The 21,226-nt window shown below is 40.5% G+C and carries 16 protein-coding genes; 4 read left to right on the top strand and 12 right to left on the bottom strand.

Annotated features, from left to right (window positions below; all coding sequences use genetic code 11):
• Positions 1-20 precede the first annotated feature (20 nt).
• A complete protein-coding gene (locus B2W36_RS20295; RefSeq protein WP_293884043.1) occupies positions 21-584 on the top strand; it encodes a nitroreductase family protein in 564 nt (187 codons plus the stop codon).
• 69 nt (positions 585-653) lie between these two features.
• On the opposite strand, the gene B2W36_RS20290 is transcribed toward B2W36_RS20295, so the two are convergent.
• From B2W36_RS20290 to B2W36_RS20255, 8 genes are all read right to left on the bottom strand, one after another.
• Entirely contained in the window at positions 654-1,361 is a 708-nt protein-coding gene (locus B2W36_RS20290) for a hypothetical protein (protein ID WP_293884045.1), read from the bottom strand.
• Positions 1,351-1,899: an RNA polymerase sigma factor gene (locus B2W36_RS20285; protein ID WP_209578108.1), complete on the bottom strand. Its 549-nt coding sequence runs from the start codon at positions 1,897-1,899 to the stop codon at positions 1,351-1,353. The genes B2W36_RS20290 and B2W36_RS20285 overlap by 11 nt, the downstream gene beginning before the upstream one ends.
• Positions 1,900-2,042: 143 nt before the next feature.
• Entirely contained in the window at positions 2,043-4,640 is a 2,598-nt protein-coding gene (locus B2W36_RS20280) for a TonB-dependent receptor (protein WP_293884048.1), read from the bottom strand.
• 773 nt (positions 4,641-5,413) lie between these two features.
• The gene (locus B2W36_RS20275; RefSeq protein ID WP_293889384.1) at positions 5,414-6,670 is read right to left on the bottom strand and encodes a YeiH family protein; all 1,257 of its coding nucleotides are present in this window, start codon (positions 6,668-6,670) and stop codon (positions 5,414-5,416) included.
• 121 nt (positions 6,671-6,791) lie between these two features.
• The gene (locus B2W36_RS20270; RefSeq protein ID WP_293889383.1) at positions 6,792-8,573 is read right to left on the bottom strand and encodes an acyl-CoA dehydrogenase family protein; all 1,782 of its coding nucleotides are present in this window, start codon (positions 8,571-8,573) and stop codon (positions 6,792-6,794) included.
• A gap of 137 nt (positions 8,574-8,710) precedes the next feature.
• Positions 8,711-9,886: an acetyl-CoA C-acyltransferase gene (locus B2W36_RS20265; RefSeq protein WP_293889382.1), complete on the bottom strand. Its 1,176-nt coding sequence runs from the start codon at positions 9,884-9,886 to the stop codon at positions 8,711-8,713.
• Positions 9,887-9,916: 30 nt separating this feature from the next.
• Positions 9,917-12,346: a 3-hydroxyacyl-CoA dehydrogenase/enoyl-CoA hydratase family protein gene (locus B2W36_RS20260; RefSeq protein ID WP_209578103.1), complete on the bottom strand. Its 2,430-nt coding sequence runs from the start codon at positions 12,344-12,346 to the stop codon at positions 9,917-9,919.
• A gap of 40 nt (positions 12,347-12,386) precedes the next feature.
• Entirely contained in the window at positions 12,387-12,827 is a 441-nt protein-coding gene (locus B2W36_RS20255) for a MarR family winged helix-turn-helix transcriptional regulator (protein WP_209578102.1), read from the bottom strand.
• Between the two features lie 275 nt (positions 12,828-13,102).
• Between B2W36_RS20255 and B2W36_RS20250 the strand changes: the two genes are divergently transcribed.
• Complete coding sequence (locus B2W36_RS20250; RefSeq protein ID WP_209578101.1) at positions 13,103-14,065, top strand: isopenicillin N synthase family dioxygenase; 963 nt, start codon at positions 13,103-13,105, stop codon at positions 14,063-14,065.
• Between the two features lie 107 nt (positions 14,066-14,172).
• Here the strand turns inward: B2W36_RS20250 and B2W36_RS20245 are convergent, their stop codons facing one another.
• The 4 genes from B2W36_RS20245 to B2W36_RS20230 form a co-directional block, all read right to left on the bottom strand.
• Positions 14,173-14,946, bottom strand: a complete 774-nt coding sequence (locus B2W36_RS20245; RefSeq protein ID WP_209578100.1) for a porin family protein — start codon at positions 14,944-14,946, stop codon at positions 14,173-14,175.
• 101 nt (positions 14,947-15,047) lie between these two features.
• Positions 15,048-16,190: a PCMD domain-containing protein gene (locus B2W36_RS20240; RefSeq protein WP_209578099.1), complete on the bottom strand. Its 1,143-nt coding sequence runs from the start codon at positions 16,188-16,190 to the stop codon at positions 15,048-15,050.
• Positions 16,191-16,326: 136 nt separating this feature from the next.
• Positions 16,327-16,689, bottom strand: coding sequence for an MmcQ/YjbR family DNA-binding protein (locus B2W36_RS20235; RefSeq protein WP_209578098.1), 363 nt, complete (start codon positions 16,687-16,689; stop codon positions 16,327-16,329).
• A gap of 70 nt (positions 16,690-16,759) precedes the next feature.
• Positions 16,760-17,314 (bottom strand): thioredoxin family protein, encoded by a 555-nt coding sequence (locus B2W36_RS20230; protein ID WP_293884062.1) that lies wholly within the window; start codon positions 17,312-17,314, stop codon positions 16,760-16,762.
• Between the two features lie 227 nt (positions 17,315-17,541).
• Here B2W36_RS20230 and B2W36_RS20225 point away from each other — a divergent pair, with 227 nt between their 5' ends.
• A complete protein-coding gene (locus B2W36_RS20225; RefSeq protein ID WP_293889381.1) occupies positions 17,542-20,229 on the top strand; it encodes a TonB-dependent receptor in 2,688 nt (895 codons plus the stop codon).
• Positions 20,222-21,103, top strand: coding sequence for a GLPGLI family protein (locus B2W36_RS20220; RefSeq protein WP_209578095.1), 882 nt, complete (start codon positions 20,222-20,224; stop codon positions 21,101-21,103). The genes B2W36_RS20225 and B2W36_RS20220 overlap by 8 nt, the downstream gene beginning before the upstream one ends.
• The last annotated feature ends 123 nt before the right edge of the window (positions 21,104-21,226 follow it).

Here is a 21,226-nt window from a genome sequence, read left to right as displayed (position 1 = left end):
ACACGCATAAATAATTAACAATGAAAAACGACGTATTACAAGCGATACATTACAGAAGATCCGTATTTCAAGCTTCATTTACAGAAGAAGAAGTCAGTAAAGAAGATATCTTGAATATTTTGGAAGCAGCTAACGCAGCTCCAACTCATAAAAGAACACAACCTTGGCGTTTTGTGATCTTCCGTAAAGAAGGGTTAGAACGTTTAGGCGCTGAATTGTCACGCATTTACAAATCGGTAACACCAGCGGAGAAATATACGGAGGCAACAGAAATAACCATGGGTAAAAAAGCAACCCAGTCAAACGTTGCAATTGCGATTGTTGTCAACTATACGGGAGAAGTTCCTGAATGGGAAGAGCTGGCCTGTACCGCTGCTGCAGTTGAAAACATGTGGTTAGCTGCGCACTCGCTAAATATCGGCGGATACTGGGCAACCCCAGGTTTAATCAATCACTTGGGTGGATTCTTAAATCTCGAAGAAAATCAAAAATGTATTGGTCTATTCTATTTAGGGCATCATCAGTCTGAGCCACGTGAACCGAACCGTACACCAATTGAGGAAAAGATTCGCTGGGAAGAATAAACTGTATTCCTCTCCTATAGAATAACAGCCCATTTCTTACAAAATGGCTGTTATTTAAAACATCGATCTCTATTTCTTTTCAACTCCAAAACAATGGGGTGGTTTAATCACATTTGCTTGCGCTTGATTTTTTTCATCTTTGACAGGGAAAGCGATCTTCAGCCGACCTTTTGTTCCCTGCCATTTTGGTCCCTTCTGCAGCAGTCGAATCGCTTCATCGAGGAGTGACGACTCCGGTTGTCCCTCGGCACGAATATCGGTTGGAACACCATTCTTGTCGATTATAAAATTGACAGTAATTTCTCCGCCTGTTGCCGGAGCTCCTGATTTCTGATTGAGGTACTGTTCAAACATTTTCCAGCCTTCGCGCGGTGTTGCGTCCCCCCCGTCCAGCAAAGGTTGAACAGACACCTTGTTCTCTGGTTCACTTAATTCCACATCCGTTGTACGCTCCGCTTTACCATTAAAATGTTTAAAATATAGCAGGGCCAATAAAGTCACAAACAGTACGCCTGCGGTAGCACCTATGGCCAAACGCTGCCACGTGAAATATTGGGCGTGCCGTGTCGCAACGGTATCTTCCACTCTACGAGTGAGACGTTGTTGCAGCAGGCTCAATTGCCGCGTATCTACTCCATTTTGCAATCGGTAACCGTCGATAGCATCCTGTAAAAAAGGATCCTCCAATGCTTCTCGTTCCAATTGAAACATTTCCTCCTTACTCATCAAACCGTGGATGTAATTGTGGATCCGTGATAATTGATAATTATTTTCCATTTTCTTTCCTTTCCATACAGATTTTCAGATTGCGCTTTCCGTTTTGAATAGCACTTTTGACCTTATTCAAATCATATCCAGTCACATCTGCGATATCTTTATAACATTTTTGCTCGAGATAAAACAAGCGTACACACTCTTGTTGTTCGCGATTTAAAGTTCGCATACAGCCTTCCAGTTTCTCAAAATCCTTTTCTTCCCATTTGGTTTCACTGGTATCATTTAGCTTTTGTTCGCTTTCAAACAAATTGTCTTCAATATCAACCTGCGTTGTCCGCTTATCTTTACGCAACTGCATCAAGCAATAATTTTTACTGTAAACGTGCAGCCAGCTCTTAAAATTATCGACTTCATAGTGGCGAAGCTTCTGGATAAGCTCTTCAAATATCTGCATCACAGCATCCTGACTGCGATCAGGATCTTGCAGGTATTTAAAGCATACACCATAAAGCAAAGACATATAGGGTGAATATAATTTCCCCAATGTAGACAAGTCACCGCTTGTTTTATAGTGTTGTAAAAGCTCTTTTTCGTTCATACGCAAATCATTCCCCTTAATGATGATTTAAGATACAAATTTCCATATATAAAAAAGATGCAAATATATATTGTCCCAAAAACAAAAAACCGTCCCCATGATGAAATGGAGACGGTCGATAAAAATATATATGAATTACGGACTTAATTCCCCTGCTTCCAATTGTATCGGAGCGTGACGCCATAGGTTCGTGGATCGGCGACCACTCCGGCGTACTGCCCATAACTTCCCGGGGCCGCTAGCAGCTGTTCATAGTAATCTTTATTCGTTAGATTTCTACTCCACACAAACACCGAAATACCGTTCGATCCCCTGAATCCTAGCCTGGCGTTCAAGACCGAATAGGCATCAATATTTAGGTATTGGGATGGTGAAGAACTGGACGAAAATTTAGAACGGTGAAAGAGGTCTGCGCCCACAAAGTAAGATCCATTAATTCCGATCAGTTTACCGCTTTTATTCGCTTCACCACCCAGCGACCAAGACCATTTGGAAACACCAGGAAGGACGCCGCCAGAGATATCTTTAAAAGCCTGCGCTCCGCCAACCTCTTCTAAAGGGACAGGTGCATTGGTAAATTTGACGTATTTGGCATCCGTATAAGCCAATGCTCCATTCAGTCGGAGAAAATGTCCAATATTGATATTTCCATCCAATTCAACACCCTTTACACGCACCTTTTCGGCATTGGCCAGATAACCACGGTTCACACCCGGTTCGGGCGTCTGCACTTGGGTCTGGTAGTCTTTTATATCCGTTTGATAGACCGTCAGGTTGAGCAGTGAGTTGCGTGTCGGATTTGTTTTCACACCAATTTCTTTATGCTGGAGAGCCTCAGGTTTTACTTCGGCCAGATCCAGCAACACTGCTCCATTGGCTGTCGGTAATCCACCGACGTTGATACCGACAGGCTTATAGCTGATGGAATATGTAGCGTAAGCATTTATCTTCGGATTGAAGCGGTATCTTGTTGAGAGCTGACCAGAGAAATTGTCGGCATCGGCATTGACATCAAAAGTTTGATTGGTATATACACCGTTCTTCAACGCAAGCAATGCCGGGTCTGATGTTTGCAAGCCACCATAGGTTTGTCTATCGTAGTTAGCTACCTTTTTATCATAGTTGTAGCGAAGACCTGGCAGGATGTGTAATTTTGGGGTTACAGCCCAATCAATCTGTGTATAGGCGGCCAGGCTTGTGCTCTTAATTCCATAAACGGTCTTGATTCCAAAATTGTCGAATAAGCCGGGAGTCTGCCACAGTGCACTCGTCGAGCTTTTTTGAAAACGCCAAAACGCAGATCCTGTTTCTTCGGTATGTACGGGATCTGTGCCAAGATCCTGCCAAAGACCAAATAGCCCAACAACGCCGCTAACCTTTTCACTAATCTTTCCAGAATACCTGAATTCCTGTGACCATTGGTTATGGACCGAATTACCTGCTGAAACTGTATATACAGGGAGCCCTAAGTAATCGCGGTCATTCAGCGGCACCCATGTCCATGTCCGCCAGGCAGAAGTTGAGGTTAGTGTTCCCCCGCCAATCTTGATATCGGCGTTCAATGCAACTCCTCCCAATTTATTATCCGCTTTGGACTGAGTATCCAGGTCAATCTTACGTTCGAAAGCGCTTTGATATGGGAGTTCGTAACCAAGATCCTTGATAATTGCATCAAATTGTCTATAATCTGCACGCTGTGTTTTTACCACTCCCGCAACGGCCCATCCATAACCGTCAGGTCTTTGCGACGACACATCACCGGAAAGCACCAGTTTGATATTTTCAGATGGAGTAAAGAGCAATTGTCCTCTAAAACCCAGGTTGTTGATATCGTTAATCTTTCTATTGGTGTGTACATTAAAAAGATTGCCATCACGCTGTGTTCCAGAAAAGGAAACTCTCGCAGCTAAGTTTTTGGCCAGAGGTCCGGATATGGAAGTTTTCGCCTGAATAAAACCCTGATTTCCGTAACTCACTTCCACATTGGCTTCTGGTGTGAATTGTGGTAAACGTGAAGTGATATTGAATGCTCCTGCTGTTGTATTTTTTCCAAACAATGTACCCTGGGGGCCCCGCAGTACTTCGATTTGGTCAATGTCAATAAAGTCCAACCAAGTCGCTGCGGGACGTGCAATATAAACACCATCAAGATAAAACCCTACTCCCGGATCAATCCCATCATTGGTAAGACCATAAGTTGAGCCCATTCCTCGGATATTAAGCGTCGTATTACGTGCGTTCGATGCATACAACTGAACTGTAGGTACAAGCTCTTTTAGTCTATTGACATTAAAGGCACCTGCATCCTCAAGTGCTGCTCCACGAATAATAGAAATGGGAATAGGTACATCCTGTAGCTGCTCTTTACGACGGCGTGCTGTGACCACCACCTGATCCAAGGCTTCCAACCGCGGCGTAAGCTCGATTATTGCAGGAGATTGATCAATAACAATATGACGGGTTTGATACCCAACAATAGATACAATTAATGAAAAAGGTAATTTTTGTCCAGTTACAAACTGAAAAACTCCTTTACTGTCAGTTTTCACCTGGTGTGTAACAGCCTCAAGTTGCACCGTAACACCTTGCAATGGTTCTTTTGTGACGGCATCAATTACAGTACCTGTTAAAGAGGCATTTATAATAGGTTTTGGATTTTCCACTTGCGCGTAGACTTGGTAAGAGCCTGTCAAAAGCAAGCTAAAAATGACGCTAATTCGGAAAATAGCATTTTTTTTCATAAATTTATTCAGTTTAATGGTGAATCTAAACAAGTGCCAACGCCAATCGATACTTGCTTCATTGTTAAAACTTGGTAAAAGGGAAGCCTCGGCTTCCCTTTTCTAATATAAGAGAGTGTAAGAGAGAAATTTTAACAACACATTCGTTCCTTAGCGCTTTTTAAGGTCATTATACCTGCTTCAACTGGAAAAAGCAATACACTTGTTTTTGCGGAGTAATCTTGTTTCATTCGTTTTATTTGTTATTTTCTTTTATTTACCTTGCCATTCACGCATCAGTTGCATGTGCATATTTATGTTGTAATTTTAAAAAGCTATGAACACATATTCTCTTTTATAAGATCAAATGCTATTGCTAGTTCGATTCATAATCAAGTTAGTTCATTTCGCCCGCTGCTCTACTTGCCTGTAAGTCAGATGACGATACAAATATATAAATATTTTTTAAAAGACTACTAATTTGATAGATTTTATAATATTTTTTTTTAAAACACATTAACCCTTAATTAACAGCTATTTATAGAAAAAAAAAGGCTATTCATCGTCCACTCAGGATAAAAAATCAAGGCGGCAACAATCCTATACGCTAACAATCCAGCAAAAATCGAGAAGCAAAGCGTTATTATAAAAAACAATGATCTGTACTATGAGCCAGAAAAAAATCGCCACGCATAACCTCGTTATGAAAACGCATAAAAAAGGCCATCCTATTTGGACGACCATCTTTACCGTCATATTATAACGATCTGTTTCACGTTGAAACACTTACCTTCTTAGCGAAATAACACCAATGCAATCAATAAAGTAATAATAACATTAAAAGTCTGAGCAATCAGAAAAGCATACAACGGCTTCTTATTATCTTGTACAAAAAGGTCCTTAAAATTCGTTTCCAAACCGATTGATGTAAATGCTAAGGTAAACCAAAGCCCCTGTAAGTTTTTCAAACTTCCTTTGACCGCATCTATCTTCTCAGGAGATACAATAAAAGAGAATAACAGGGAGGCTAATACAAAGCCCAATACAAATTTTGGGAAGCGTTCCCAGATAATTTTCAATGTCGGTTTATCGCGTTTGGTCTCATCATCAACAGATTTAGCATAAGTCCAATAAATACTGATCGCAAAAGCTGCTAGTCCAAGCAATACATTTTGTGAAAATTTCACAATAGTACTAATCTCCAAAGCTCTTTCACCTACGAGCGACCCGGAAGCCACTACAGCTCCCGTTGTATCAATACTACCACCAAGCCAAGCACCTGTAACCTCTTGCGACAACCCCATCCACTCTGCCATGTAAGGCATGAAGATCATCATTGGAATCGCCGTAATCAGGACCAACGAAATCACATAGGAAAGTTTTTTACTATCGCCTTTGATCGCGCCTGAAGTTGCTATTGCAGCAGAGACACCACAAATAGATACTGCACTCGACAACATCAACGCCATCTCTTTATCAATCTTTAACTTTTTGCAGATCCAGAAAGCGAAGTACCAAACCGATAGTACGACAGCCAGCGCTTGAATAAGCCCCAAGGATCCGGCTTTGAGAATATCTCCGAAGATAACGGTGGTTCCAAGTAGAATTAGACCGATCTTGACATAAAGCTCCGTACTGAGCGCTTCTTTAAACCACTTAGGCAGTTTAAAGCAATTGCTGATAATTAACCCAATAATCAAACTAAAAATTACAGCTTCGAGATTATATTCTTTAACCGTTGCATTGCCTGCCAAAACCAAGGCAAATACCGTAAGGAAAAATACAACAGGAAATACAACTAATAAATATTTTATAGATTTTCCCAAAAGAAATGCGCCCAATAGTGCGGTTGCGAATACGTAAATAAATTGCTCAAATAGCTTCATTAAATTTGCCGGGTCCAATACAGTTGATACGAGTTCGGCCGAATTATTCCACGAAAAACTAGGTACTGGTGCCACGACTCCTGATAATGCAAGAAGGATGGTAGCAATTCCCAAGATGACGACTACCCAGTCTTCTGTAAATGTAAATGATCTTGAAGATGTCATATAATGGTTAGGGTTTAAAAGGTTAAATTTAATATAATTACAGTTACTTCTGGAATTGTAACACAAAAATGGCCGAAGAGAAATCTTCGGCCATCAACCAAAACCAATAATTTATTTTCAATCAAAAACAATACTTATTCTCGTCTATCAATTTTTTTGCAATTCGCTGACGGGCATCTTTCACATTGAACGGTTGGGCTTTAGTGAATCTGCGCAAGCCAACCAACATCATGTTCAGCTCGTCGCCCTCACCAAATGAATACAATGCTTCTTTGCCGGCAGCGCTGACTTTATCTATCGCACCATACAGGTAGATTTTAGCCATATCTGTTGCGTAATCAGCTTTATCAGATCCTGTATGTACCAATTTTTCCGCACGTAACAAAACAGATTCGGCGATATAAACATATCCAATAATATCGGCTATGTTCATTAGAATCTCCTCTTCTTTGGAAAGTGACATCATCAATTTCTGTACAGCAGCCCCTGCAATTAATAATCCCGCCTTTTTAAGATTTGCCACAATTTTCTTTTCTGCTGCAAAAGGTGCGTCATCCTCATCTGCAAAGTCGGGAATAGCTAAAAGCTCACCGGCTACAGCTTGCGCAGGTCCCATCAGGTCTAATTCCCCTTTCATGGCGCGTTTTAACAACATATCTACGACGAGCAAACGATTCACTTCGTTGGTGCCTTCAAAAATCCTGTTAATCCGTGAATCCCGATAAGCACGTTCCATAGGTGCATCCGCCGAATAGCCCATTCCACCATAAATCTGTACGCCCTCATCCACCACATAATCCAACATTTCTGAACACCACACTTTGATAATAGCGCACTCGATCGCAAACTGCTCCATAGACTTCAATTTTGCTTTTGCTTCATCCATACCACCCGCAATCAGCGCATCGTAGGCATCGTCAATATTCTGACCTGCGCGATAGGATGCAGACTCGACGGCAAATAAACGTGTTGCCATTTCGGCCAGTTTATATCGGATAGCACCGAATTTGGAAATCGGCAAATTAAATTGCACACGTTCATTGGCATACTGTACGGCATGGTTGATGACCATTCGTGCCGAACCTATCGTAGCAGCTCCAAGTTTTATACGACCAATATTTAGGATGTTTACAGCAATCTTAAATCCGTTCTCACGATCAGAAAGCATATTTTCTACCGGAACAGCACAATCATTAAAAAAGATCTGGCGTGTTGAAGAGCCTTTAATACCCAATTTATGTTCTTCCGGATTCATCGTAATACCACCAAAATCTTTCTCGACAATAAATGCCGTCAAGTTTTTATCATTATCGATTTTTGCAAATACGATAAAAATATCTGCAAAACCACCATTCGTAATCCACATTTTTTGACCATTGATCAAATAATGGGTTCCCTCAGCATTTAATTTTGCCGAGGTACGTCCCGAGTTTGCGTCCGATCCAGCGTTGGGTTCTGTCAAACAATACGACGCTTTCCATTCACCAGTAGCAAGTTTAGGAATATATTTTGCCTTTTGACTATCATTGCCATAATACAAAATAGGCAGAGTACCTATTCCTGTATGGGCTGACAGTGCGACCGCAAAGGAAAACCCACCACCTACTGCATCGGCAACGAGCATTGAAGTGTTGAAACTCTTGCCAAAACCGCCATATTCTTCGGGAATAGAAACGCCCAGCATGCCAAGTTCACCGGCCTTATCCATCAAACTGGGCATCAGACCTTCCTCTTGCGCATCGATACGGTCAAGCTTGTTCAATACTTCGGTATCCAAGAAATCTAAGCAGGTCTGACGAATCATTTTAGCTTCTTCATCAAACTCTTCTGGAATAAAAACTGCGGTGTAGGGAGTTTCTCTAATCACGAACTCTCCGCCTTTAATTGCTTTACTTTCGCTCATTATCTTTTTAGATTTATATGGACGCGCAAATTCCAGCTAAGTGATGTTGCTGTCCACCATGTTTTTTAAAATACTTCTATCAGCTATGAGATCAGAAATCCATATGCTGTTTACAGTGCTATTCTATGCGGCTAATTCTAGTCCAATAACTCAAAAATACCTGCTGCTCCCTGACCAGTTCCCACGCACATCGTCACCATCCCGTACTTTTTGCCTCTGCGTTTCAACTCGTTTAAAATTTGGACTGTTAATTTAGCACCCGTACAGCCAAGTGGGTGACCTAACGCGATAGCACCGCCATTGACATTCACCTTTTCTTCGTCTAATCCAAGTTCACGGATAACGGCTAGGGACTGAGACGCAAAAGCTTCATTCAGCTCAAAGAGATCAATATCTTCTTTTTTAAGCCCCGCTCTATGCAAAGCCTTAGGTATCGCATAAATGGGTCCAATCCCCATAATGCGAGGTGGAACGCCTGCCACAGCAAAACTGACGAGCTTTGCAATAGGCTTCACGCCAAGCTCTTTCACTTTAGCTTCGGACATCACTAAGACAAATGCTGCGCCGTCAGATGTTTGTGAGGAATTACCTGCAGTCACCGAACCATTTGCAGCAAAAACTGGTTTTAACTTTCCCAGAGCCTCCAAGGAGGTATCAGCGCGAGGACCTTCATCGGTATCGACCACATATTCACGTGTTGCAATTTTGCCGTCCTTTAAATAGTTTTCTTTTACAGTGATAGGCACGATACCATCTTTCAAATGGCCGTTTTGAATAGCCGCAACTGCCTTTTGGTTTGATTTAAGTGCGAATGCATCCTGGTCTTCACGGGAAACCTTGTAGTCTTTAGCGACCGCTTCAGCTGTCAACCCCATACCCCAGTACCAGTCGGGATGATCTTTGGCGACCACAGGATTGGGCACAATTTTCCAGCCGCCAAAAGGCATTCCGGACATGACTTCTACCCCGCCGGCAATAATGACATCTGCCATACCTGTCTTAATTTTCGCTACCGCTGTAGCAATAGTTTCCAACCCAGATGCGCAGTATCGATTGACAGTCACTCCGGGCACCTTATCGGTATCCAACCCCATTAAGGAAATAAAACGTGCCATATTGAGCCCCTGTTCAGCCTCTGGCATTGCATTTCCAACGATAACATCATCTATATCTTCTTTATTTAAATTCGGCACAGTAGATACGAGATGCTTAATCACATCCGATGCTAAATCATCCGCCCGCATAAAGCGAAATACTCCTCGCGGCGCTTTACCTACTGCTGTACGAAATCCTGCTACTATATATGCTTCCATTATTTTTATTTTTTTCGTGAGTAGTGAGTTTTAGTTCCGTAAAGGCTTACCTTTTGTCAACATAAATTGAATCCTTTCAAGTGTTTTGCGTTCTGCACAAAGCTCGAGAAACGTTCTACGTTCAAGATCCAGTAAATATTGTTCGGACACTTCGGTCGGTGATGATAAGTTTCCTCCACACATCACCCAGCCTAGCTTTTCTGAGATCTTACGATCATAATCTGATATATAGTTACCCTCTCGCATAGACGAAGCTCCCACATACACAATTCCCAATCCCTGATTGCCTAAAACCTTGATATCATTGCGCGGAGCCGGCTGAACATATCCCTTATCGGCCAACTCTATGGCCTTTGCTTTGGCATCTGCCAAGAGGCGGGCACGATTCATTGTTATTGCAAATTTATCTTTCTGCAAATAGCCAAGTTCATAAGCTTCATAAGCAGAAGTGGATACTTTTGCCTGCCCAATAGTGAGGAATTTATCTTTCAACGTGTTTTGAACAATTTGATCCTCTTTAAATTCTTCAGAGGCCCTTAGTGTAAATTCTTTGGTACCGCCGCCGCCGGGGATAACACCAACTCCTAATTCGACCAAACCCATATATGTTTCGGCATGAGCCTGCACAAAATCCGCATGCATTGAAAATTCACAGCCACCGCCGAGGGTCATTTGAAAGGGAGCAACGACGACCGGAATTGATGAGTACCGCAACCGCATCGATGTATTTTGAAATGCACGGACTGCCATATTCAATTCGTCAAAATCCTGTTCTACTGCCATCATGAAAATCATTCCGATGTTAGCTCCAGCAGAGAAATTTTTTCCATCATTAGAAACTACCAATCCGCGGTATTCTTTTTCAGCAAGATCGATCGCTTTATTCAAACCTTGAATCACATCGCCACCAATGGTATTCATCTTGGTGTGGAATTCACAATTGATAATACCATCACCTAGATCTATAATAGAGACACCTGTGTTTTTCCAGATCGTTTTACTTTCACGGATATGATCCAACACAATAAGTTCCTCTGTTCCGGGAATAGGTTTATACGACTTTGAAGCAATGTCATAATAATGGCGCACGCCATTCTCAATTTTATAGAAGGATTCATGTCCTGCATCTAGCATTTCATGTACCCAGGTTGCAACTTCACCATTTTGGCCTGGAAGTCGTTTTTCTTCCGCCTTAATTTTAGCTAAAGTCTCGCGAACACCTAAGGCATCCCATACTTCAAATGGTCCTAACTCCCATCCAAATCCGGCTCGCATAGCATCATCTATTCGGAAGAAGTCATCGGTGATTTCTGGGACACGGCGGGATACATATTCAAACAAGGGATAATGCATGGCACGGAAGAGTTCTGCGGCTTTATCGGTTCCCTGTTCGTATACTTTCATCCGTTTGCGGATATCATCTACAGGTTTTGTGGATTCCAAAGTCGCTGATTTCACTTTTTGCTGCGACCCAAACTCCAGCGTTTTTAGATTTAAAGACAAAATCTCTGAACTACCATCATCAGCTTTTACTTTTTCATAAAATCCTTTTTTGGTTTTCTCGCCCAACCATTTATTTTCTACCATCTTACTGATGAATGGAGGAAGTTGGAACACACCTTTAGCTTCATCTTCCGGCGCATTCTGTGCCAAACCATTAGCAACATTCACCAAAGTATCCAGTCCGACCACATCTGCCGTACGAAATGTTGCCGATTTAGGGTGTCCCATTGCCGGGCCTGTATATTTGTCGATCTCTTCAACGCTTAAACCGAGAGGTTCCACCAGATGAGTGACCGCCAACATCGAATAAACCCCGATACGATTTCCAATAAATGCCGGTGTATCTTTACATAATACAACAGATTTACCTAACATCTTATCACCGAATTGAAGAATAAAATCGACGACTTCAGGTTTGGTATGCGGTGTTGGAATAACCTCCAACAAAGGTAGGTAGCGGGGTGGATTAAAGAAGTGGGTACCGCAAAAATGATCTTTAAAATCCTCACTTCTACCTGTTGTCATCAAATGAATGGGAATACCAGAAGTATTGGAGGTAATTAATGTTCCAGGTTTTCGAAATTGTTCAACACGCTCGAAAACGGACTGTTTAACATCAAGTCGTTCAACGACAACCTCGATAATCCAATCCACGTGGGCAATATCTTGAAGATTATCATCAAAGTTTCCTGTTTTGATTCGTTTAACAAAAGACTTGCTATAAATTGGTGATGGATTTGTTTTTAAAGCCGTTTCTAAAGAACTGTTAACAATACGATCCCGGACGATCTTGCTCTCCAACGTTAGGCCCTTGGCTTCTTCCGCTGGGAGAAGCTCACGTGGAACGATATCCAACAGTAAAACTTCAACACCAATGTTAGCAAAATGACAAGCAATTCGCGAGCCCATAACACCCGAACCGAGAACTGCCACTTTTCTAATATTTCTGTTCATCATAACATATTTAGTATGCACTTCTGTACATTTGGTTTAAATTCTAGACGATTACTTCTTCCTTGTAGCTGTTTGCAAGATCATTTAGTTTCGCTAGCGAAGCAATCAATTGGTCACGCTCATTTTCTGAAAAATTATCTGCCAGGTATTGATTGAAATTACGCACGACATCTTTAGCAATTCTCCTTTTTTCGCGACCGAGTTCTGTCAAATATACTTTCACAGATCTTTTATCCGTTTCGCTAGTCTCCCGGTAAATAAATCCCAATGACTCCAAATTATTCAACACCCGAGACAAACTAGTTGTTTTAACTCCCGTCAGATTTGCAATCTGAGAAACAGGAGTGCCTTCTTTATGGATATTTATCAAAATATAACCCGCCGCCTGCGTAAATCCATACTGCGAAGCGATTTGATTGTATTTATTGGCTATGGTCTGCCAGCCTGTTTTTAAAAAATAATCGATTGTCTGATTTTGGTTCATAAGCGCACTCTCAAGCTATTTATTATGCTTGCATAACAAATATACTCGTTAGGAATTAGAATAGCAAGATCCGAACTATAAATTTTGTCATATATTCGTCAGCATGATGACCGTTTATAGGTTAAGCGAAACTAAGAGCACTATTGAAATGTGGAAAACTTTTAAACACTGAAATACAGAACGATACAGTAAAACTAAAAACTTTTATTAACAACCTTTATGTAATAATCAAAATTAATTCCGTTAACTTTGTCCTAAACAAATATCAACACTGTATGGCTTTAGTAAACATACCGCGCTTGGACTTGCAGCATTACACACAAGGAACCCAAGAACAAAGAAATCAATTTATTCAAGATATTGGCAAAGCGTTTAACGAAACGGGCTTTGTAACGATTGCAAATCATGGCTTATCAAAAGATCTGATCGAGGAGTTGTACCAAGTAGTTCCTGAATTTTTCAGCTTACCTACTGAGACGAAGGAAAAATATGAGTTTCCAGAATTGGCAGGTCAGCGTGGTTATACAGCAAAAGGAAGAGAAAAAGCTAAAGATGCGAAGACTCCGGACTTAAAAGAATTTTGGCAGCGCGGCCAAACAATTGTTGGCGAAAAATATTCCAAAGCTGATTTTCCGGACAATCCAGAAGTTGCTGAAATTCCTCGCTTTAACGGTGTCACAGCTGAGGTTTATAAAAAGCTTGAAGATACAGGCCGCGACTTACTGAAAGCGATTGCGATCTACCTTGACCTGGAAGAGAATTACTTCGAAAAATTTGTTATCAATGGTAATTCTATTCTACGTGCGATCCATTATTTCCCAATCAATGACCCTGATGCCTTAGCGCCTGACGCTGTTCGTGCCGGTGCACACGAAGATATCAACCTCATTACCTTATTAATTGGTGCCAGTGCGGATGGTCTAGAAGTGTTGACAAAAGATGGCGAATGGTTCCCTATTAAAGCCAAAGGCGAAGATATTGTTATTAATGTGGGCGATATGTTGCAACGATTGACAAACAATAAGCTGAAATCAACTACGCACCGTGTTGTCAATCCTCCACGGGAAAAGATGGGAACTTCGCGTTTTTCTATCCCTTTCTTTTTGCATCCAAAATCTTCCATGAGCTTGGCTTCACTAGAATCATGCATCGATGCAGAACACCCGAAAGTTTACGAAGATTATACCGCGGGTCAATACCTGGATGAGCGGTTGAGAGAAATCGGATTAAAAATGTAATCTGTAAAAGGAAGATAAAACTCCAAAAATATATCAAAAAGGATTCCATTAGCCATTAAACTAATGGTATCCTTTTCATTTTAGGTCGCGAAACACCTAATTTATGCTTAAAAAGTGTAGCCAAATCCAACATTTAGATAGATATTATGCATACTAAAGTCTATAGAATTAAAATCTTTCTCGAGGATATTGTTAAATCCGTAGGTCAGATCGGTTAAAAATTTAAAGTGTTGGTTCAGGAGCCATTCTGCTCCAACTTGCGTTCCCCATTGAAATTTCCGAACGTTCTCAGAGAAATCATAGAAAGCCTGACTTCCCTCTTCAAATGTAATTTTTGTTCCGGTTGGTGTATTTTGACGCAAATAACCATCAGACACATTTCCATCAAAACTATTATCCAATAATGTAGCGAAATAAAGTCCTCCATAGAGATTCCACCGGTTAGATAACTTATAGACCGCTAACACCGGCAGTGTTAGATAGGTATTTTGAACGTTAGTTTCCACTTTACCCGTATAATACCCTTTCACTTTAGCATTATCTTTTACAATCTCCGTTAAATAGTTTTTCACCCGCGCCTTAGTTTTCATCCCTTTTGTTTCGAAGCGAAGCCCGGTACGAACCCCCAAGATTTTCTTTTCACCTAACCATTTTGTCGCATTTGCTTCTAGTCCGACCTGCAAACCTGGATTGAAACTTTCAATCTTCCGTATGGTTTGAGGGAGACCCAACGGGCTACTGCCACCAATACTGAACTGAGCCTGCAATGCGTAATCGATATCGGTATTGAAAAAATTTGGATGATTTGACGTGCCGCTTTGAGCCTGCACACCACCAGTCGCTATCATGAAGACAGCAATTATATAGAGAAACTTATTCATTAGATAGTCTTTAATTTAAAAATGATCACACCAATTGGGAATATATTCAGTGATATGCTCCTCCATTGAAGTATTTATATTTATTGATAATAGAAGGGATACTATTTTAAGTTATTTACAACTAGCTCTACTTCATCAATAAGTAATGTACTGCCTACAGCACCGTTAAACTTATCCCCCTCTTTACTTGAACTAAATACAATTGTATACATATATTCTTTAGTGGGATCGAATGATTTACCATTGACAAAAGAGAAAGGAAGGTTAAATGGCGTCCATACATTTGTCTCAATCTGCTCTTTTGCTCCCACGCGTGCAACGGCAACTATACGTGGATCAGTGAAGCTATGTGCTCCAGTTAGAAAATTATCTTTCGGCGGTGAGACCTTTTCAAACAATAACGCATACCCATCCCAAGTATCTTTCTTTAGCTGTGAAGGCGCATTGTTTACAATAAACAACTCACCAGCTTTATATTTAAAAAATCCCCTCAATGCCAAAGGGGCAGTTTTATTGTCATAAGGAAGTCCAAAACGTGTGGAGTTAATTGTTGGAAATGTTGTTTTAAATTCCCCTAAGAATAAATTACCTGCAGCGAGGGGTGAGCCAAATAGTCCACCTAATGCTCCTGTACTTTTGGTCGTAAGTTTCGCAGCTTTACCGATATAACCATCTGTTATCTGTGTCGTGGGATAAAAGCCAGGGACCAATTGTTCTCCTTGTTCTAAAAGAGTAGCAGCTAAAATATTATATCCATCATTTGCTGTTGCCCAATTATATTTTTTTTGCCCTAGTGTTGTCAAATCAAAAAACTTATGATAATGTCCTTCTGGACTATCCGTATCTACCACTTCAGCATTCTCAAAAGGAGCATATAAATCTGCCCCTTCATCAATCACAAATGAAACCGTATATGTCTTAGTCCAAGCTCCATCCTGGGAAGTAACAGTATATTTTTGTGGTTCGAAAAAATTAAGTTCTGTACCACTTTTCGGCTCGATTGATGCCCCAGGCGTCAACACAAATTCAGGAGATTGCATATAATTCCCCGTAAAACGTTTTAATGGGAAAACAACAGTATTGTTATCTATGGAGGGGTTACCCTTTAAAACCTGATCCCCTTGAGGGATACTAGCCGCTTCGATGTCCGCCTCAGCATTCAGAGCTTCTTCCTTGATACAACTTCCCAAGCTGAGAAGGAACGTAAAACCGATTACCCACAAGTAATTTCGTGTTCGCTTCATAAAAATAATATTTAGTGTAAATTTATTAATCGATGTGATTTCACAATTTTGGCAAATCCAGCATACCAAGTGTCAGAAAAAGTCATTGAAATGCTTTTCCTTAACAGTAAACCGATTCGTCAAATATATGGGCTGGCTATAACCCCTTGATCTCCTGCTTGAGTTTAGTCGGCAAGCTTTCAACAATTAGACTATAACTATGGACAATGAGTTCTTCAAGAATTTTGTCTTCCAGTTCTCGATTGGCAATAATGGTATTCCAATGCTTTTTATTCATATGATAGCCCGGTAGCACTGTATGTTCGTACTTTTCACGCAATTCTATTGCCCTTTCGGGATTACACTTTACATTAAACCGAAGTTCATCGATCTGATCCAGCCCAACCAATAAAAAAATCTTGCCGCCAATCTTAAACACAAGTGTATCTGGACCAAATGGGGTTTCTTCCACAACTGGCCCGATAGATAAACAATAATCCCTCAGATCTTCAATGTTCATATTTCTTTGGTTTTAGCTTAACATTCCTTTTCCAAAACATGGCCAGAAAAGGAAAAAAATGTACTTTCCCTTATTTTTCCAGCAGGGACTGGATTTCCTTTTGGATGGCTACTCCTTTATCGGCATTATACCATTTTTGAATTTCTTCTTTAATTTCGGAGAAATCCACTCCCTGCTCTTTCAGCTTCAAGAACAAATCTTGGCAAGCTGTAGGACGTGGCCCCCAGACAGCTAAATCTCGTCCGTTTTCATCACGTATGACAAGAATCGGAATAGATTTCCCTCCGTTGGTCAGGTAAGAATCGATCAGAAAAGGCGCGCTGTCACGAAGTTGTATGTCCAACGTGATGTTGGAGTTTTGTGAGGCCATTTTAGCGAGCATCGGTACAGAATGCGCCGCATCCCCGCACCAAGGTTCAGTAATAATAATCCATTGTTGTTTCTCAGCAATTGACTTTACAAAATGATCAAAATCCGAGTTTGGCATAAATCGTTTTAACCACCGGCCCATTCTAGCCCAGTTCATTTTGGTGTACTGATAATATTCTTCGTCCTGATAGGCCGGGTAATTCTCAGGATGATTTAAGATATCTTCGAATTGCTGCAAGTAATTTTCAAAAGTCATAACATCAATTTTGTGCAAAGGTAAATTTTACTTCCAACTTTCTCAACATACCTATCGGCAACTATCTGTATTGAATGCAATAAAAATAAAGATTTTCTAAAAACTTCCATTAAAATAACAAAAAGCTGCTACCCTCCGGGGGATATACCAAAGATTTTACATTCAGAAAAGATATTTTACATTTATTAACGATTAAGTAAATTATATTTGAAGGATAACACCCGTACATGAAAAGATTAGTTGAATTATTATTTTTGCTATTTATCCTCATCAACAGTGCTTACTCGCAAATAAACATCAAGGGGAGGATTCTAGACAAGGCAGATGATAAACCCCTGACCAATGCTTCTATTATTTTATTGAACCGCGATTCAGTTCTCCGTTATTTTAACCGCGCCAATGAAGAGGGGAGATTCCAGGTTAAAAATATTAAACCGGGGAGCTACATCATGCTGGCCTCCTACCCTAAATTTGAACTCTATAGCGATACGATCCAAATTGCAGACAAAGATCTGGACTTACACGATATCAAAATAAATTCCCAAAGAAACGTTTTACAGGAGGTGATTGTGACCCGTCGTCTTCCAATTACACTCAAAGGTGACACCATAGAATATGACGCCGCGAGTTTCGCGACGGAAAAAAATGCCAAACTGGAAGATTTACTGCGTCGTCTACCCGGTTTCACCGTGACGGGAGACGGAACTATCACGGCTCAGGGAAAATCAGTACAAAAAGTATTTATTGATGGGGAGGAATTTTTTGGTTATGATCCTAAAATAGCCATTAGAAATGTACGAGCAGATGCTGTCGACAAGGTACAGCTTTATGAGAAAAAATCTGAGGAGGCCGAGCTTTCGGGCATCGACGATGGCGTAAGGATCCAAACGGTTAATGTTGTGCTTAAGGAGAAAGCTCGAAAAGGCCTATTTGGGAACATGGAGGCATTAGCGGGATCCCAAGGACTATATGCTGGAAATCTGTTCGCTGCCAAATTTAACAAGACCGAGCGTATTGGAATTACTGCCAGCCACAATAATATGGGAAGTTCAAGCGGTCGTGAGGGCTCTTTACGGATGAACAATCAAATTACGGGCGAACCACTGAACACAAACCTTGGCGCCAACTATGATAATCAGTTCTTCAAAAAAGCCCTAAAAGTAAATGCCAACTATGGTTACGACGACAATAGCAATAAGAACCGTTCAGAAACTTACAATAAAAATGTGCTGCCAGACGAGTCTATTCAAGAAAAAAACACGAGTACTAATAATGAAAGGCACAGCCAAAGTCATGATTTCCGTTCAAACATCAGCATGCGACTGGATTCCACGCAAAGTATGGAACTCCAATCCAATGCCAGTTGGGAAAATACTTCGCAATTTAACTATACAAACAGCAACACAAGCGATGGATTGGCTAATCCAATCAGTGACTTTAGGGAGAATAATCAGTCGAATTCTTCAAACTCGAACAACAATTTTCGCTTAAACTATAGAAAGCGGCTAAAACCGGGACGCTCTTTAAATGTGATGATCGGCAACAATCACAAAGAATCATCTTCAGAAAGTAAAGTCAATTCACGAACCTATTTTTATAAAACAGCAGATAGCACCATTATCGACCAAAATCGACAGGGCTGGAATAAGGGCAATAATTTCACTTCGTCCATCAACTTGAATAACCGAATCAATGCGTATATCAATGTTGCCTTGGGCTATAGTTTTAATCATTCAAAAAACACCAATACGCAAAATTCAATAAACAATATCACGCAGCAGTTTGATTCACTTTACTCTCAAAATCAGGTGGACAATAACACTAATCAAGGAGTTAATGTCAACTTTTCTTACCGCAAAGAAAAACTGGAAATCAATTTTTCAAACCGAACTTTCTACAAAAATCAACAGCTGAATGATAGCTACAGGGCCATTGATCTTGCCCGTAACTTTTGGGATAACAATTTAAATATTGACGCCAATTATCGAATTTCAAACAGTAGAAATATACGATTAGCTTATCAGAGTTCAAATATTATACCGTCGTTTGATCAATTACAGCCACTTCAACCCCAAACCAATCCTTTGTTCCAGCAAATTGGTAATCCCGATCTTAAGCGCGCAGTTAGTAATAATATTTCGGCCAATTATAACGCTTTCAGTTTATTGAAAGGAACAAATATTAATATCAACGGGAGCTTCTCGTTTGTCAACAATCCTATTGTTAACAAAACCACCATATTGGACAATTCGGCTCAAATCAGCACTTACGAAAACCTGTCCGGCAAATCCAGCTGGAATAGCAATCTGAATATCAACCACATGCAACCTTTAGCCAATCGTCGTATCAACTTTAACAAGAGTGCAAGCGTCATATTTAATAATAGCTATAGCTACACCAAATTTGAAGGTGGTCAATCCAGCGGCGAATTTCTGCTGAACAATGCAAAGAACACCAATTTTAGCGTAGGTTCAAGCTTAAATGAACAAGACTCAGAGGGATTTGACTTTGACGTTTCTGTAAATACCGGATTTAATATACAGCAAAATTCGATCAACACGCAATATAATGCGACAAGTTTTTTGGGGGGAACGTCAGCCTATATTAAGTACTTTTTACCGAAGAAATTTAATATCATGACCAATATTTTCTATAGCTATACAGGCCCGACTAAGCTTTATAAAAAATCAATCAATCAATTTTATGCCAATATTGAATTGGAGAAAAAAGTGCTAAAAGATGAGAGCATGACGCTTAGTGTAAAGGCTTTTGACATTTTCAACACATTTAATAATACACGCCGTAGTGCAAGTGACACCAACTATTCCGAATCCGTTCAACAGGTATTAACACAATACTTTCTGATCGGCGTGAAGTGGGATTTTAACAAATATCTAGGGAAAGGAAATGATTAAAAAATTATATTTAACTGTAATTATCTGCTGCTTGTTTGGGCTGTCCATTCAGGCACAATATGCTTATTTTGGAAGCAGGGGCACGATCAGTTTTGATAAAGTCACGTATACAAAAGCGCGCCTGCGACAGATGTCCAACGACATAAATTCGAAAGGAATGGACAGAGGCGCAGGAATAATGGAATATTTGGATAAGGTACCTGATTCGCATACAGAAAAATTGAAATTCTACTTTGATGAGAATTCAACCGTACTGATGCCCGAGGAAAGCGCGGAAAGTGACAAGAAAAATGCTGAAGTGAAAATGACCGCACCTAAGACTATTTCTGCCAATGGTCGGGGCGGTAGATTTCAAGGGGCGGCTCGATCTGGCGCAAGCCCGAGAGGACAATTTAGAGGTGGAGCTAAAAATGGCAAAGTGCTTTATCAGGATCTGAAAGCTGGCACCGCAGATATTCAGCTCGACATTGACGAGAAATACATTCTTTCGGAAACATTGGACAGCATTACTTGGCGGTTCACAGAAGAATACCGAAATATTGCTGGTGTAAACTGCCGCCGGGTGAATGGTGCCACCAAAGACTCACTTTATCTTATTGCCTACTATTCGGAAGAAATTCCTGTTTCAGCAGGACCAGCCTTAAGCCATGGTCTCCCGGGGATGATAATAGGTCTCGTGATTCCTGAAATGCATATTCAATACTGGGCTACAACTATTGAATATACCAATAAACTTGTGCCTGCTGACTGGCGAGATAAGAAATCGAAAAAAATGGAACTTAATGAATTCTCGGAAATTTTTGGCAGATATATGCCACTCAATCGACAAAACGAGTCAGCAAAAAAAAGGATTTTAGAGCAATTGGTGTATTGAAAATGTCAGTTTGGCAGTACCTAAAGACAAATAGATGACAAATAGTGATTTTTTTTAAAAAAATTTGGATTGGCATAAGGGTTGATAATAGAGTGATAGATTTGTTTAAGTAAAAAATTAAAA

Origin of the sequence: Sphingobacterium sp. UBA3549, from assembly GCF_002376635.1 — a bacterium.
GTDB lineage: Bacteria > Bacteroidota > Bacteroidia > Sphingobacteriales > Sphingobacteriaceae > Sphingobacterium.
The sequence above is the reverse complement of the archived record's forward strand: the minus strand, read 5'-3'. Positions and strand labels throughout refer to the sequence as shown.